We start from the raw sequence: 16,016 nt of genomic DNA, 5'->3' as shown, positions 1-16,016 counted from the left end.
TCATGCCAAGGAATTACCAACTTCTCTACCTAATTTCCGATGTCATCCACTTATAAATGGGCTAACGCCCAGATATTGGGGTGAAAATAATAATTTGGTACGCCACTACTTATGCCTACAAATCAGCCCAATAATACACAAAAAATTGCCACAGACCGTCTCAAATCCACGCGGGACAAACTGACAAGAAAAATCAAATTGGCCTTGAAGACTGCAACGCCCGAAGAAACTCTGGAAGTGTGGATGTTGATGAAACGGCAGGAACTCCAAAGAACGACTCCTGGGTTATCGGAACAGCAAATGGAAAGCGTCGTGCGATCGCTAATCCTAGAACTCGGCTATGACATCATCGCTACCTCAACTGCCTCACCTGCTGCTGCATCGCCAGAACCAGAAGTTCAGACAGATGAAAGCGAAGTGGATGACGCGGATGAGGATAACGATGCTGATTTCACTAACGACGATCTTGAAGGCGACGAAGATAACTTTTCAGAAGAATTATCAGATGTATCTGAAGAAAAACTTCCTTCTCGCAAGCAGCGGGTTCCTGCTTTGAAAAAAGTTGAAAAATTAAGGGCTTCTACGCGAAATGGAAAGCACTATTAAGCATTGTTTAATTTGAAATTCTAGACGAGGTTTTACACAACCGTGTCCCTACAACAATGTGAAGCTGACGACACAACAAATACACTCATTTCCTACACTAATACTTCTTTGCTGGGAAGAGTGGATTTCAAATCCGACTCCCTAGAACTTATCCCAGAGACGGAAATTTTGGAAGTAGGCGATGAAAGCATTGACTCTCATAGTTTGGAAGACGAACTCACGCCAGGAACGCTAGCCATACTCGCTAGCATTGAAACTTTTGATGAGTATTTTCATTGTTGCGGAAGGTGGTAACTAATGTATTTAGCCAAAGATTTGTTAGCCAGATATTCGATACAAGCAGTCGAACTCTGGAATCAATTGGAAACTGCTGAAACTCCCGAAGAAGAGGAGGCTATTCTTAAAGAAATCTGGGAAAACCAGACAAACCAGGAAATTGCTGCTGACACGCAAGCCGAACTAGCAGATCAACTAGATGCTGAAATTTGTGCCGTCAAAGCACGCTTAAAACATTTAGTAGAACTGCATACTGAGGCAATTGAACGACTGGAACGTTGGCGCAGCAGTCTGGATAAAACCCTGCTACAATTTCATTCAATGGGAGTAATTCCCACAGAGATTGTGGGGATCTCGCGTCACATCCGACTCAAGGAAAATCCGCCAAGTTGCGAAGTATTAATCAATCCTTGTGAATTGCCAACAGAGTACCGCACAGAAAAGCTAGTTGTTACACCCAACAAACGCAAAATCGTAGCGGATTGGAAACAAGGCATTCCCGTTGATGGCACTCGAATTGAGCGTAAACTCAGAGTTGAATACGGAATAGTACCATCAAATCTGACCTCTGCAACTGAGGTAATTTCTAATCGTGCTGCTGCACCAAATACTCAGGAAAATCATTCAACTATCACACAAAATAGTAGGCGAAAAGAAAAGGCGATCGCTAAAAGCGCTGATGGTTCTAACAAGAAAATGAAAGCACGAGCCGGCTAGGGGTAAATCTTCAGAAAAATAAGCGTGGGAGGTTTAACTAACAGCAGATAGTTGTTATATCGCTATCTGCTAAACCATTTTTTTGAATTAATTTAGGAGAACTTAATCCATGAAAAAACAAAACAACCATTCCTTTGATATTTCAACATTTGACACAATTATCTACCGAATTCATCGAGGAAAACTTGCCATCTTAATTGAGGATGGAGACAATCGCCTCGATATATCGTTTCCCATAAAAGATGGGCGATTATTCGTCCTCCTTGGTTCTATAAGAGCCGCTGTAGCTGAAGCAATGACCGATTACTTGGAAGTAGAAGCCTACGGAGATGAGCCGCTACTATTATTAAGTGGATCTTTGAATAAGTTTAATTAATACCAATAAGGGGGCTAACGCCCATAAGTAGTATGACCAGCTATTAAATAGCATAGCAAAAATGAAATGGTTGACACCAGAAGAGGCAGTCGCGGCTGCTAATTTATCGGTAACGAGCGAACAGTTAATTGAGTATACAATTCAACCCGAAGATGAAGAAACAATAGAGGAAAAATTCCAAAAGATTGGACTGCTATTTGACCGAGATCGCTGGCAAGCCAAAAAACATTATCTAGGTCTCCTCTCGCCAGCTAAAGTTAAAAAACCAGTCGCTACGGAATCATCAACCTCTGCAAGCGATTCAGAATCAATAGATGATGATAATTGGGCAGAGGAAGATGAAGAAAATGCTGTCTCTGAAACTGAAGAATCCCACAATTTACAATCCGAACATCAAGAAGAACCTTATATCTTAGAGAAATGTACTGTCGAAGTGCACCTGAGATTTAAACCAGATGACGGCCATCCAGACGGACGAATTGTAATTATTTCCGCAAGTAGTCACAGGGACTTTCCAGTTAGCGAAAAGATAAGAGAGTCATCATTGGGAGAATTACCGCCACCTCTCAAAGAACTGCTGAAGGAACTTGTAGCAGATTTTCCTAATTGCCAAGTGCGGCGACAGATTGCTAATGCTCGCAACCAAAAGAAAAGAAGCGCTAACCCAAATAAACCTGGAAGCGAAGCAAGTAGCACCACTACGTCTACAACTTCTACAGAGTCTAAAACTACTGGAACGCAACTGACCTTATTTGGGATTTGAACGACATACCTACTTTTGGGATAAAAAAATGACTTCAAAAAAGAAAGTGCTAATTTCCTTCGAGGGACAACAGCATCCTGTTGATGAGGAAATAGCAAATGATGATAACGAACTCCGCAAATTGCTCACAACTTATTACCCAGATTGCGCTAACGCCGACATCATTAGAAAACCTGGAGAATTGATTACAGTAGCCAAACGCAACGGCTCTAAAGGAGTAAAATAACCATGAAAATGACTCCTTTAGAATTCCTCATCAATGCACCAGAAGAAGTCAATCCCGCACTATCTATGTGCCGGAAACTACAACGGTTAGAGCTTTCTGGCGAACTCGATAGCGCGACTATGAAAGAAATGGTAAAAGCTATTGAGTTAGCTATTTCAAAAGGGACAGACGACGTGAGAGCAGTTGAGCAAACCAAGGAACGACTGTTAAATAGTCGCTCTGTAGCTGGTGCAGTTCCAATGGGGTTTTAATATGGCTGCAATTTGGAATGCTAAATCCGCTCTGCAAATATTACAGCAGTGCCAACCAATCATCGATTTTAAATCAGCAACCGATTATTTGTTAGATAAACTGAACACCTATCAGCTACTCAGTCTTTATCAACAATTGTTTCCTTTGGAATGGGAAAAAAGCCAAGCGGAACTCTACTCGGAAGATGAAAATCACAGTCCCAAGGAATTGGAGTTTATTTCGCTAGTTAACGAACATTTATTTCCGATTGACGACATAATTTTAGAGGGCGCTTATGAAGAGCGCCTCTATCAAATTCCTGTCTCGCCTAAAGGAATAGATTGGCAAGACCATGAAGAAGGAATTGACGCATTGCGAAGTGGATGGCAGATATTACTGCCGCTTTCGCAGTCAGGTCGGTGGTGGTTGGAATCGGTAGTAGGCGATAAAGGAGAATCGTGGTACGAATGCACGTTTGGATACAGGTTGAAAGACATTTCACATCCCGAACAAACTAACTTTAAACTTCTTAAAACATTAGCCCGTCGCGTTGCACCTCCCATCAGCGATTTGCCTACAGCCTTAGCACTTCTTGACTTAAAAACTGGCAATATTTGGCTAGACCAAAGTGTTTGCTGTGAAAGTTACTGGAATCATAATTTTGAATCAAGACCCTGGACAATTGAAGACATTAAATTCCTAGCAAGTGAATGGAAAAAAGCTAGTCAGCTACTAGATAAAGCCTGCGAATTGATTGACTGGATTGAATCTGAGCCTAACACCAATTTCTCACACCTCTTAGCATTATGGAATCTGACATTACATCTGAAATAATTCGAGAGGTACTGGAGGTAGCCCCCCGAAAATTGTCCACTATTCAAGCCGAACTTCTCTTTATTGAGGGCGGTACTTACATTTTTCACTATCAATCGGGGGACAGTTCCAAGTACAAATGTCTGTCTCCAGCAACTCTGCGAGCAGCTTTTGCCAATACACCCATTGATTCGGGTTGGATAAACCCTGAATCGGGGATAGTACGTTGGGGAACTGGCAGCGCCGGGGAATGGACAATCAAATTCGTGCTACCTCAGAAACACGAAATAAATTTGTTGGAATCAAAGCACTTGGTTTGTTTACCAGCATTGGTGTTCTTGGGGTTGAAATCTGATTACTGGGTTTGGGCAATTAAAGGCTCTAAATTTGACCCGGAAGCAGATGCTTTCCACGTTCCGCTGCCCAACGTCTATTTGCATTCCTATCAACCCTGTGGACGCATCTGCTGGGGAGATAATAAACCGCCTGTAGCTTCGCCCAATACTATAAAAAAAGCTTGGGAATTGTTCATCTCTAGTCCCTTCAACGGACATTTGAGTGACGGCAAATCTAGGGCGCAACCCAGTGACGTGCGCTTGCAGCTCGAAAAAGCAGTTAAACGTTCATCTTACCCAGTTAAAGATTTAGTCAGCACGAACCAAACAATTGCCAAATTAGTTTCAGCAATAACTGATGATTGAACCACCTAAAGTGAATCACTACCACTTAGAATTTGTCGATTATAAGATTGTCAAACTCGGAGAAAATCTGCCGTTTCACTCTAGCAGTATGTTCGAGTATTTGATTGGCAGCAATGGCATCTTTGTTAGAGCGGTTAGACTGGGATTAGAAGTGATAATTCCGGTGGAAATTTTTACCGCGTTAATCAGAGGATTAGAACCGATTGAGCCTTTAGTCCGATTAACTCCCGGACGAATCCCTCAACAGATACTCATCCAAATGTGGAAAGAAAGTTGTATCGCCGCGCTTGCAGAACCACCGTTAGAAATCACTTTCCACATTCATCAGGACCAAGGAGAATGGCGGCTCGTAATTCCAGAGCAAACGCAAAGTTCTGCTAAATGTAGAGCAATTGAATACGGTTTAGATTCTTCGTACATTAACGCCACTGTAGAGGTACATTCGCACAATCGGATGGCAGCTTTCTTCTCAAGTGCAGATGATGCAGATGAAGGGGGTTTCCGCATTTTCGTAGTTTTAGGGAGAGTGACTGAATCGAGCGCTGAAATTATTTGCCGCGTGGGAGTTTATCGACAGTTCTGGCACGTTCCGGCTGACTGGATATTTGAATTACCGAGTTTCATTGTAGATGTCACAGTTGGTGGAGAAAAAGACGATTTGATGGATAAATTCTACTCCAGTTCTGTTGCGCCATCTTTGTTAGATGACCCAATCGAATTGTAAACAAGATTTGGAGATTTACCCCATGTTTAATTATGATTATTTGGAAGCTTCGCCTCTGATTGTCAGACAAGCTGATTCGATTGATTTTTGGCTAATTGGGGCGGGAGGAACGGGTTCTTGGCTGTCTTACCATATTGCACGGCTGGCACGGAGTTTGGGTAAGTCGGGGAAAAAGGTGCAATTTGCGATCGCAGATCCCGATCGAGTTGAATTCGCCAACATCAGCAGGCAAGCTTTCTGCGATAAGGAAATCGGACTGCCCAAGGCGCAGGCTCTAGCGTTGAGATACTCTATCGCTTGGGGAGTTGACACGACGGCTTTCGTGCAGGTATTTGACCCCAAGCTAATCCGCTACGCCTACGACAAACTGACCATCCTGGTGGGGTGCGTGGATACAGCAGCCGGGAGAGCGGCAATTAATCAGGCTCTGGAGTTAAACCAATTTTACAGCCGTTCTGAAATTCCCCGCGTGTGGTATCTCGATTGCGGAAATCATGCAGCAGCGGGACAAATTTTGCTGGGCAGTTCTTTGGAAACTGACCCGGACTTCTATAATTTTGGGGTACTGGGATGTGCTAGGCTGCCATCTCCGGTGCTCCTGGCTCCTGACCTTTTGAAACCGAAACCTGAAGAGTTGACAAATAACCTATCTTGTGCTGAGATGGCAGTGCTGAATGTGCAGAGCGAGAGCGTGAATGTTCGAGTGGCGGCTGAGGCGGCGGATTATTTGTACCGGATGGCTGCGGGCAATCTCAAGCGGTTTGCGACCTATTTTGATTTGGAGAGTGGGACGGCGCGATCGCTTTACATTACCCAGCATTCGGTCTGTGTGGCACTAAAATCTAATGCTTGAGTTCAGCATCCGTCATCGACCTCACCCCAACCAATGATCCAATGGAAAATTTTCGATTAGGGGGTGCGACATCTTACCTCGTTTGAGGTTAGTAGGAACTTTTTAGCCAAATCCACGATTGGAACTACCCGAAATCCTAGAATTACCGCTTGCTGTGATCTTTACAATGTGTACCGCCTGCGCCATAACTCGACCCTCCTTCTTAATTTGACAGGTCATGCGGTGAGTACCTTTAAAGGCAGTGCTTGTCCAAATTGTGGTTCCGCTATCACTGCTTTCCCAGTAAAGCTGCTTCGCCTCACCTGCCTCGTCTCCTTCGTTATCAACAATCCATTGCACGCTGTAGAGGGGGAGGGGTGGGACATTTGTTGATATGACTGAAAATTTGAGTGCAACGCCTTTAGGTAAAACAGAGCTTCCACTCAAGTACTGTTCATAAATTGGGCCATTCTCACGCTTGGCAAGATCGCAGCGAACTGTAACACTGTATCCTGTTACAGCACTTAACTCAGCCTTGATTGTACCTTTAGTGCTTTCTTTTTTCGCCCAGAATTCATGATTAAAAATCCAGTCCCAAGCAAAACGCGCCTTCTCTCTCGTACACTTTGACTCGTCAAATAACACGCTAAGTTTACTGATTGCAGTATCGAGTCGATCCCGAAGTCGAGTGACTTGGTTTAATACTTCAGTTTTGCCTGTCAGTTCCTGTGAAGTATCGACTGGATTGTATACGTGGCAAGAGGCTTTTAGTCGATTACGTAATGCCACCATAGTGTTGTACAAGGCAAGGTCATCGCGCTCGCTGTTCGCTGTGTAAATACCAGACTCGGCTACTAGTGCTGACACGATCATGCCACCGGGTAGACTCCAAGAAGTTCGTGAGCGACAGAACCGTTTTAGAAATCGCACAATGCGGCGCATTTGCCCATCTTCAACTTTAGGATAGTAACCGAGAGTTTGACTGGCCTTCGGGCTTAGTGTCGCAACACATTTACTAAACCAGTCGTTAACCTCCATTGGATCTCGCCGTTTCCACTCGGTGCTGGCATGCTCAATACGCTTTATACCGAGGTTGTCTATATAGGTGCGGTAGATTGCAAAGTCGATATGGTAGCCTTCTGCATACCAAATCGTAACTGCATTAGTACGTGATTCTGGTTCCTTTGTGAAATTAGTGCAGCGTTTGCATAACGCATCACGTACACGCTGCCGTGCTTTAAGCGGGTCTTCAGGTATCTCATCTTTATGGAAAATTAGTGAAACGTCAATATCGTAGTCATTGTCACCCTTCGGATCTTGGTTGAGAGTATGCATTGCATACCCACCTTGGTTCTTCCAGTCATAAGGATGTGAGTGCGGACGACCAGTTTCTTTAGCAAGATCGTTTAAACCATTTTTTAGTCGGGTGATATTTAAGTCTCGATAAGTTGCAAGTTGCTGTCGTCGTATTGTTCCAAGACGAACATGGGTGTCATAAAAAATTTGTAAGTCGTCAGAGATGTCGTACATGAATATGTGAAATTACTCTGAGGTATCATGGATGAGCAACTTAGTCGAAATGACCCTAGATTCAGGTGAATCAGCACTATTAATCTTAACACCCCAGGCATACCGTGGACTTGTATGAGATGTGTAGTTGTAGACGATAACCTGGTGATGGATCGTTCGGCTGATTCGGCGTCCGAGACTGAAGCCAAGGCTAACTGGTCCAGAATAAAAGATATGCACAATAAGTGACTTGTCAACGCGGGTATGCAAATCATCAAGGACTTGCCGGAAAGCGTTACAGACTTCCTTTACCTGACTGTAATGGGTGATCGCGTCAATACGTCGCTTACCTATCTTAATCTGTATATCTTCATAGGGCTGAGGCACTACATCGTCCACATCATTTTTGGTAATGTCAAACGAAATGGCGATTCTAATGGCAACGGCAACAGCATTTGCTGGACGTGAGATATTGCTAACGCTTAGGTCAAGTTTTGGACTATCATCACCAGCCAACTCATACCAACAATTTACATCGCGATCCAATTCAAATAACGCAATCCTAGGCCAGGTTGAGACAGCATAACCAGCACAGAACTGAAGTGGAATGTGAACAATGCCATAGTAACCAATTACTGCTTCTGGATTGGCTTGAAATACCACTAAAAAATCGTTTATGAGATTGTTATTCTGTTGTACAGCACTAATGGGGTCGCAAACGCCGTTTGTGAAGAAAGATGATAGGTAAAACTCGATATGTTGAATTTTGTAATGCCGAAAATGAGCAGGTAAGGACTCCTCCGAAATACGAACTGTTAATAGTTCAAATGACTGATGACGGATTGCAAAGAAAGTTCCTACTGGATGCTGAACATCAGTCTTACCAGAGCCATATCCGGCAGGTACAACACGGGCTAAGCGTTCAATCCCTTCAATTGCTTTTGAATTAGTTGGTGAAACAGCTAGTACGCGAATCCATAGTTGTTTTGCAAGTTGGAAGTTTTGCTGAACTTCAGCCAGAAGAGCATCGTTTTCCAGTGTCACGATGTCAGTAAGATTAGCTTTGCGAGGCAACAAAATGAGGTGGTACTTAGTTGGTGGTTCGACTACACCATAAGGAGTTTGCTGAACCTTTCTGTATTGTTGGGTCAGGCTAGGAACCCTTTGCCTTAGACGTTGATAGAGCCGTTCAACGGTCGCACAGTTGCTTTCTCCTTCAATTTTTAGTCCCTCCAACAGGGCATAGGTGAATGATCCATGTTGTAGTTCATTAATCTCATAGGAAGATTCCCCTGGGCTACAGGAGAACAAGCTAATGACACCTTGCTGCTTTTCTTGCCCAAAGCCCACACCATCTCTTTGCCCGTTTCCGCTTCGACAAGCATCAATTAGCATAACAACGTTATCGGCACCACTGCGTCGCAGGCGTTCACTAACGTACTGCAATGAAATGCCACTACTCTCAACATCACCAGGATCAACATCTATCGGCATCAGATAGTCCCGATCTTTATGACGTTTTCCATGCCCTGCAAAGAAGAACCACAAGTTATCGCCTGACTTCAAAAATGACTCTTCAAACCGCACTCGAAAGAAACGATTTAAAGTTGTGTAAGTAGGATGAGAGTCCAGATCAGAACCGTAGTCTTGCTTTATAGGCAAGGAATCATCAGCAAAGTGATAAACAGTCTGGATATTGAGTTCTTGCCGGAAAAATACTTGCATTGCCTCGGCATCAAATTTGGCGTAGTTGAGTGATTGCAAGTTGCGATAACCATTGATACCGATCGTAATTGCCCAGTTTTGTCCCATTTCAACTGTTTGTAGTAGTTCGCTTGAACTTAAGCTTAATTGCCCCTTTGTTCCCCAATTTTCCGCTATTGCCTAGGATGCTTACCTGCCCTTCACCATTGATTTCAACGGATAGTTCGACTTCATCTAGTTGTAGTCCATTTTGTTGGTTAGCCTCAGTTGAAATATCACCTAAGACCTTCAGCAGTCCATTCATTTGAACTTTTAGAGCCGCTGCATCCAATGGAACTCGCTGCTGGACGGTCGTCTTTATTTGTTCTTTCACTCGCTGACCAAAACCACCCCCAGTATCATCGCTACTCCGCTGTCCTTGGAGAATTTCAACACTTTCAGTGGTCTCTACTTCAGTCACAATCCAAATTTGAGATGAATCGTCTGACATGCTTTTAATTCCAAAATTTTTCTTCTATTCTATCTTCGCTGAAATTAAGACACTGTACTTTAAACTAAGAAATAAAAGTAAGGCCTTATGTGATTGGCACTAATACACCAGTAGCAAACAATTGAGCAATTGAAGACAGATTGCTTAAATCAAACCCATAAATAAACCCTTTCTATGTAACTAGGGTCAGCCTGAATTCGCTCATCAAAGTTCATATTCTCCCATTCTACAATAACCTTCCCCGGCCTATCCATCAAATCTGGTGGATCGCTAGGAGGGTGCAAGGACGGGTAACAGTCGTCAACATTCCCACCCCAACCGCTCGCCCAATGGAAAATTTTCCATTGGGCATAGCCAAACCAAGAGGCCATATCAGGGCGGCTACCGCCGCCCCATCGGACCAAACACCCCATGCCTCTGCTATGTGTCCCCCTACGCCTAGACCCTATCGATATATGTAGGGTCAGCCTGAATTCGCTCGTCGAAGTCCATATTCTCCCATTCTTCAATAACCCTCCCCGGTCTGTCCATCAAATCCGCAGGAGCACTGCTGGGACGCACGAATGGGTATTTATCCTCATCTTCAGGAGCGATCGTCAATTCCACCAGCTCAGTATCTTCATCTTCAAACAGAGCCGGATTAACAATTGTATCAACCTTTAGTTCCATTTCAATCACCTCAAAAACACTTCCAACGGTCAACACTTGACCGAGTTTCAACCTGTTAAGGCTTAGATAGACTTTTCTTACCTGCCTTACCAACTGTTTCAACAATTCCTATTATAACACCTCGATTCTAGGGAGAAATCAACTCATGGTCGCCACAGTTTGTACCGAACAAGGACTCAAAATACCCGTTTTTGATGCCGCTTACACTGATGCCAAAGGTCGAAATGCAGGCAAATTTTTCAACAACCCAGAAATCCTGCGCCACTCGATTCTGCAAGCAATGTTTCAACCAGACGAACTGAAGACATTAATGATTGTCAAACTTGACAAATCCAATCCAGATCCTAGCCAATTACGCGCCAGCATCCACGACCCAGAAGACGGCATCAAGCGACGCATGATATTTCAATCTGGAAACAGCTATTATTTTGGCGACGAAACCCTAGCCAAAAAGATAGGAGACTTATTCGTAACCGAAAAAGACACCGCCTGTCGCTACGGTTCCCTCCTAGTCAGCACTTGTATGTCCGGCGTATCAGAATGCGACAACCTGCGAGTAAAAATTGTTGATTTCACCGACCCGCAATATGCTAAATATCGAACCGGAGACTGTCACGGTGCAATCAGTTCCGAATTACTCAAAAGCATCGGCGGCGAGAAAAATCGAGCCAGCCAATTCCGTTTCGCTTGGCTACGCAGTTGGAATTCAGAAAATACAGAATCCTCACCCCAAGTCAGCTTTTTGGCTAAAGGAACCCTCCGTCCCGATGACAATTTACTCGGCTCACTAGCCGACTCTGAAGGTAACAAACCTCAACTTATTTTAGACCGTTCCAGCATCAAAGGCATCAATAAAAAACAACTCAAAGAACTCATTCCTTGTGGCGATTACGAATTACCAAAAGCCATCCTTGGAAACCGCAAAAACAGTCAAATCGGCATCACCCAAACAAGCTGGCAGTCTACTGGAGTTTGGTTCGACGAAGAAGCCCAAAGGCAAGACTTAGTACCAACAACTAAAGCCGAAGCCCAAAGACTGGCAGCACTGCAACGCGACCCCATGAAATTGCGCCAAGCGATGATTGAAGATCATGACAAGCGCGAAGCATTTTTAGCGCGTTTGAACGAAAGAAAACTTAAAGAACAGCAGGAAAAACTATCAACTACAAGTAACGACGAAATTAACGGTGACAGCGAGGAAAATACCGAGGATAAAAAGCGGGAAAGACAGGACATCCAGATGCTCAAAGCCGACAAATTCGGACTGATGATAGGCAGTCCCGAATTCACCAATATGGCAGAAAGGTGGCTGGCATCCAAATGGCGAAATCTGGCAACCAGGGGAGCTTTATCAATGACTTCTGCAATGGCTCTACCCTGCGAAGATTTACCCAAAGGCACGGTTTGCGCTAACCATTTAGAAGAAGGAGAATGCGTTCAAGGTCGATTCCCAATTCTCAACAAAGATGGTCTGAGGATATATCAAAATGTACACGCAAAAAACCTGGAAAATATTCCAGAGGAAACCCGTGCTGTCATGTCGAAAATCAAAGGGGTAATTTGGTTCAATCCCAAAGACTTAGAAAAGTTCCATCAAGGAGACTTTGACGGTGACGAACCGTTTGGCATCGAATCTCAAAAAATCCCTCAAATTGCCAAACAAATCTTACCAGCACAAGACGGATTATTTGACTTCGGAGAAGTGGTACAAGCGGAGAAAGTTCCCTATACTAAAGCTCGGTATCGAGAAGACGACCCCGAAGTCAGAGAAGGTAAAGTTAAAGCAGGTCAACGCAAATTTACCACCCTAGAACAAATTGGAGTTGCCAGCTCTCAAAATGAAGTCGGAATCGTCGCTTTAGCCATTGGCAAAGTAGCAGCAGCACTCCCCAACCCCGGGGAAGATGAAAAGCTATTTCTCAAGCAGCAAAAGCGATTTATCGCTGCTCTCAGCATCATGGAACAGTACGAAGTTGACTACCAGAAAAACTCGCTGCGGGGTAAAGATGCCAAAGAAGTGAAAGAGAAAACAAATCTAAATCCCGACACTTTACTAGAAAAAGTAGATGAATGGTGCGACAAACACAAAAGCTGCACTTACTTTTTCCAGTACAAAGGAGACGAGCGACTGTACAAACAATTTCCCATGCCCGCCGACTTTCCCAATCCTGTTTACGTCTTAGCCAAAGAGGCCGTTAACCCTTATTGGGAACAGACGCGGCTCATCCAGCGCAACCGAGATGAATTTCAGCACATTCTTCCCCCAATTCCGGCTCATTTAATCGTGTCGAAAGACAATCGCCAGCAACTGGATGCAGCAGGCATTGAGTATGAAAAAGAAGGGAAGGAATTGCACGTTTCCTATGAGTACAAAAATGCCTTAGTAGAGAGAGGAATCCAGTACCGACACAGCAAAGAAAATGACCTGCATTGGGAAGAAAACGAATTACAATGGGCGAAAGACCTGGTGCAGCGCTTTCAAGAGGACAAAAGCATTATCTACGATCGCACTGGCAGCGATATCAAAGCTCGAAAAGAGGAAATGGGCAAACTTTATGACAGTTATCGAGCGGAGATTGACGAAATTTGGGAGACTCCTGAAAGAAAAACCAGGGCTGCTCATGCCTTATTCCAAGCTACCCACACTTCCGATAACCTGAGCAAACACCGGACAATTTGCCAGAAGGTAGCAGAGGATTTGGAAATTACCTTTTCCCTACAAGAAGACTACGAATTGGTCCACGAAGCCTTACCGCGAGATGTCTACGTCCTGCAAGTTCCTTTCCAGAAAGTGAAAACTAAAGACGGCAGAACCATTGACCTTCCTAACCAATGGAAAGACGCACTCGATAGCAAAGGGATTGAATATGAAGCTACTGCTCATCCCGAATTGCCGTTAGTTGAATTCGCCTTCAAAAACTTACCCCAGAGCATGGTGGCGAAACTAGATGGCAAATATGGAGATAATTCCAACGACCATATCGACACCGACTCTTTGAAGGTAACAAACTACTCCGGTAATGAAACCAGACTCCTCATCGTCCCTCCCGTCGATTGTCGGTGGATTGAGTCTCAAGATAAAGCAGGTAGAGGCGCACTTGTCTACAAATTATTCATGGATGAAATCTCCGATGCTTTGTCAAATTATCGGGTAAATCAAATAGAAGTAGTCAATGTCAAACATCCCGATAACGATTACTCAGAGGAAGATTTCTCCAAGTCAAAATGGAAGGATCGGAAAGTAACTCTGCAAGTGGGAACGATAAACTTACCTCCCACTCACGAGAAATATTACCGATTTCAAGGCACTCCCATTATCCAGTTAGACGCGAAAAACTTGGGTACATTTTCCCCTGAAAGTCCTAAATTTCCCCCTGGAACCACTTTTGAGGCGACGCTTTCCCCCGACAAAAGCGGCAGGTCAGTTATGCTGAAAGTCGATCGCGAATCGATTCGGTTGCCTGAAATTCAATTGCCATCGATCGATTCACCTGAAGTATCTCAGACTTCTGATTTGGCGAAGCCTGCGGGAAACGCGATTCGCTCAGCGATCCGCCCAAACGGAATCGCTCAAAACAGTAGCACGTACCAACCGCCAAAATTCCAACAAGAACCTGCTTCAAAACCAGAAACGGCAGTTAATAACGGAAAGGGCGACACCACTAACGCTAAAGCTGAAAACTGGCGGCTTTCTCTGCAAGACACGCTCTTTAGCGTCGTGTCGGAAACATACAAGCAACGGCGATCGCAGTTGCACCTTCCTTCCGATAGTACCCAACACTTCAAGTTTGGCGACAACCAATGGACGGCTTACGTGCAGCCGAACGGGGATTGCTTTGTCAGAAACGAGTCCAAGCGCACCGTGTTTAAAGCCAACGTTCACACCGGGGAGGTTCAAATTCCCCTGACAGAGCAAGCAGCGGCTCGTTTTCAAGAGATGATTGTAGAACGGGAAAAAGATTTGGCCCAGTCCCGAACTACTCTCATGCCTGCGACTGAATCGAAACCGAGGGAGTTGGAAATGGTTTAGTCGAGTGGGGGTGGCTGGGTTTTATATCGTTTCCGGTTGGATGGGAATGATAAAGTCAAGGTCAATAATTCCACATTCCCCCACCGACCACGGACCACGGATCATCATTCCGGTGTAACCGGAATTGATATTAGGGGGCGATCGCCTAGGAGTCAATGGAAAATTTTCCATTGACTTCTGTTGTACGCACAGCTAAAAGTATGTTATGGATTATACTTAAACCACTTTTTACCCTCGTCCTAGACGAACGCTTCGCTTCGCAAATCTCTGTAGTATACTTGTGCTATCCTAACAATTAGCTTGAAAACAAAGTTTCTTAATGTCAGCTAAAGATTTCTTTCACAATACAGTTAAAACATCTCTCGAAAAAGATGGGTGGACAATTACAGACGATCCTCTATTTATTCAAGCTGAGGATATTGATTTTTACATAGACTTAGCAGCAGAGAGAATCCTAGCTGCTGAAAAAACTGGTCAAAAGATAGCAGTAGAGGTAAAATCTTTTCTAGGAGCGTCAGACGTGACTGAGTTTCACATAGCACTTGGTCAATGCCTCAACTACCGTTCAGCCTTGAGATTGACAGAGCCAGAGAGAACTTTGTATTTAGCAATTACAGTTGATATTTACGATGAATTTTTTAGTCGTAAATTTATTCAAAGAGTAATTGCAGAACATCAACTCAAATTGCTTATTTTTAACCCCGAACGAGAGGATATTGTTCTATGGAAGGAATGAATTACCGTGAAGTAGTGCAAACAATTCTTAAAAGTCATGCCAAAAATCGGTCAAATAGCCAGACTGAAGTCCAACTGATATTTGATACGGAACGCGATCGCTATCAAGTTCTTAATATTGGTTGGCAAGATTTAACACGAGTATTTGGCTGTATCATTTACGTGGAAATAAAAGATGGCAAAATTTGGATCGAACGGGATGGTACAGAAATCGGAGTCGCTAACGAATTAGTAGAAGCTGGAGTTCCTAAGCTAGATATAGTTTTAGCGTTTAAAGCTCCCTATAAACGAAAATTTACTGAGTTTGCTGTCAGTTGAAAATGGGAGCGATCGCATTTAGTCATTTTGATAAATATCCCTCTTTACTCTCCTATTAAACATTTGCCACTGATTCGTCACAGTTTATGTTTGTTCGCTCAGCAATTTTTCTTTCAACTCCTGACATTCTTGGGCTAATGGGATGCCTAATTCTGTAGCAATGGATAAGGCATAATCGCAAGTCTCAATAGCTAGAGGGATGTAGCCTAAATCCGCTGACTCATTTTAGCGATCGCTATCTTAATCCGCTCTGTTGCCTCGCTGGTCCAGGTACTAACCCCACTGATATTATGACA

General features: G+C 43.9%; 19 protein-coding genes. 14 read left to right on the top strand and 5 right to left on the bottom strand.

All coding sequences use genetic code 11. The features are described 5' to 3' along the window. The first annotated feature begins 111 nt into the window (after positions 1-111). The 11 genes from OSC7112_RS31900 (at position 112) to OSC7112_RS31850 (ending at position 6,286) form a co-directional block, all read left to right on the top strand. Complete coding sequence (locus OSC7112_RS31900; RefSeq protein ID WP_015211760.1) at positions 112-606, top strand: hypothetical protein; 495 nt, start codon at positions 112-114, stop codon at positions 604-606. Positions 607-648: 42 nt separating this feature from the next. Next, positions 649-900 carry a hypothetical protein gene (locus tag OSC7112_RS31895; protein WP_015211759.1) on the top strand — a complete coding sequence of 84 codons (252 nt, stop codon included), beginning with the start codon at positions 649-651 and terminating at the stop codon, positions 898-900. 3 nt (positions 901-903) lie between these two features. Next, positions 904-1,599 carry a siphovirus Gp157 family protein gene (locus OSC7112_RS31890; RefSeq protein ID WP_015211758.1) on the top strand — a complete coding sequence of 232 codons (696 nt, stop codon included), beginning with the start codon at positions 904-906 and terminating at the stop codon, positions 1,597-1,599. A 109-nt stretch (positions 1,600-1,708) separates the two neighbouring features. Further along, positions 1,709-1,975, top strand: a complete 267-nt coding sequence (locus OSC7112_RS31885) for a hypothetical protein (RefSeq protein WP_015211757.1) — start codon at positions 1,709-1,711, stop codon at positions 1,973-1,975. Positions 1,976-2,036: 61 nt separating this feature from the next. Beyond that, positions 2,037-2,738, top strand: a complete 702-nt coding sequence (locus tag OSC7112_RS31880) for a hypothetical protein (protein WP_015211756.1) — start codon at positions 2,037-2,039, stop codon at positions 2,736-2,738. A 28-nt stretch (positions 2,739-2,766) separates the two neighbouring features. After that, on the top strand, positions 2,767-2,964 hold the full coding sequence (locus tag OSC7112_RS31875) for a hypothetical protein (protein WP_015211755.1): 198 nt from the start codon (positions 2,767-2,769) through the stop codon (positions 2,962-2,964). 2 nt (positions 2,965-2,966) lie between these two features. Next, positions 2,967-3,215 carry a hypothetical protein gene (locus tag OSC7112_RS31870; RefSeq protein ID WP_015211754.1) on the top strand — a complete coding sequence of 83 codons (249 nt, stop codon included), beginning with the start codon at positions 2,967-2,969 and terminating at the stop codon, positions 3,213-3,215. A 1-nt stretch (position 3,216) separates the two neighbouring features. Continuing rightward, positions 3,217-4,029, top strand: coding sequence for a hypothetical protein (locus OSC7112_RS31865; protein ID WP_015211753.1), 813 nt, complete (start codon positions 3,217-3,219; stop codon positions 4,027-4,029). Next, a complete protein-coding gene (locus tag OSC7112_RS31860) occupies positions 4,002-4,709 on the top strand; it encodes a prokaryotic E2 ligase family D protein (RefSeq protein ID WP_015211752.1) in 708 nt (235 codons plus the stop codon). Before OSC7112_RS31865 ends, OSC7112_RS31860 begins: the two co-directional genes overlap by 28 nt. After that, positions 4,702-5,433, top strand: coding sequence for a hypothetical protein (locus OSC7112_RS31855; RefSeq protein WP_015211751.1), 732 nt, complete (start codon positions 4,702-4,704; stop codon positions 5,431-5,433). Before OSC7112_RS31860 ends, OSC7112_RS31855 begins: the two co-directional genes overlap by 8 nt. A 22-nt stretch (positions 5,434-5,455) precedes the next feature. Further along, a complete protein-coding gene (locus OSC7112_RS31850; protein ID WP_015211750.1) occupies positions 5,456-6,286 on the top strand; it encodes a ThiF family adenylyltransferase in 831 nt (276 codons plus the stop codon). A gap of 102 nt (positions 6,287-6,388) precedes the next feature. On the opposite strand, the gene OSC7112_RS31845 is transcribed toward OSC7112_RS31850, so the two are convergent. The 4 genes from OSC7112_RS31845 to OSC7112_RS31830 all read right to left on the bottom strand — a co-directional run bounded on the left by OSC7112_RS31845 (position 6,389) and on the right by OSC7112_RS31830 (position 10,637). Next, on the bottom strand, positions 6,389-7,795 hold the full coding sequence (locus OSC7112_RS31845) for a nucleotide-binding domain-containing protein (protein WP_015211749.1): 1,407 nt from the start codon (positions 7,793-7,795) through the stop codon (positions 6,389-6,391). 12 nt (positions 7,796-7,807) lie between these two features. After that, the gene (locus OSC7112_RS34920; protein WP_015211748.1) at positions 7,808-9,586 is read right to left on the bottom strand and encodes an SAVED domain-containing protein; all 1,779 of its coding nucleotides are present in this window, start codon (positions 9,584-9,586) and stop codon (positions 7,808-7,810) included. Position 9,587: 1 nt separating this feature from the next. Further along, entirely contained in the window at positions 9,588-9,968 is a 381-nt protein-coding gene (locus tag OSC7112_RS31835) for a Pepco domain-containing protein (protein WP_015211747.1), read from the bottom strand. Between the two features lie 438 nt (positions 9,969-10,406). After that, the gene (locus OSC7112_RS31830; protein ID WP_015211745.1) at positions 10,407-10,637 is read right to left on the bottom strand and encodes a hypothetical protein; all 231 of its coding nucleotides are present in this window, start codon (positions 10,635-10,637) and stop codon (positions 10,407-10,409) included. 145 nt (positions 10,638-10,782) lie between these two features. On the opposite strand from OSC7112_RS31830, the gene OSC7112_RS41420 reads away from it, so the two are divergent. Then, positions 10,783-14,667: a hypothetical protein gene (locus OSC7112_RS41420; protein WP_015211744.1), complete on the top strand. Its 3,885-nt coding sequence runs from the start codon at positions 10,783-10,785 to the stop codon at positions 14,665-14,667. A 21-nt stretch (positions 14,668-14,688) separates the two neighbouring features. Here the strand turns inward: OSC7112_RS41420 and OSC7112_RS40460 are convergent, their stop codons facing one another. Beyond that, on the bottom strand, positions 14,689-14,838 hold the full coding sequence (locus OSC7112_RS40460) for a hypothetical protein (protein WP_190274462.1): 150 nt from the start codon (positions 14,836-14,838) through the stop codon (positions 14,689-14,691). 148 nt (positions 14,839-14,986) lie between these two features. On the opposite strand from OSC7112_RS40460, the gene OSC7112_RS31815 reads away from it, so the two are divergent. Both OSC7112_RS31815 and OSC7112_RS31810 read left to right on the top strand, forming a co-directional pair. Beyond that, positions 14,987-15,403: a XisH family protein gene (locus tag OSC7112_RS31815; protein WP_015211743.1), complete on the top strand. Its 417-nt coding sequence runs from the start codon at positions 14,987-14,989 to the stop codon at positions 15,401-15,403. Further along, positions 15,391-15,720, top strand: coding sequence for a XisI protein (locus OSC7112_RS31810; RefSeq protein WP_015211742.1), 330 nt, complete (start codon positions 15,391-15,393; stop codon positions 15,718-15,720). The genes OSC7112_RS31815 and OSC7112_RS31810 overlap by 13 nt, the downstream gene beginning before the upstream one ends. The last annotated feature ends 296 nt before the right edge of the window (positions 15,721-16,016 follow it).

The organism is Oscillatoria nigro-viridis PCC 7112 (assembly GCF_000317475.1).
Taxonomy (GTDB): domain Bacteria; phylum Cyanobacteriota; class Cyanobacteriia; order Cyanobacteriales; family Microcoleaceae; genus Microcoleus; species Microcoleus nigroviridis.
The sequence above is the reverse complement of the archived record's forward strand: the minus strand, read 5'-3'. Positions and strand labels throughout refer to the sequence as shown.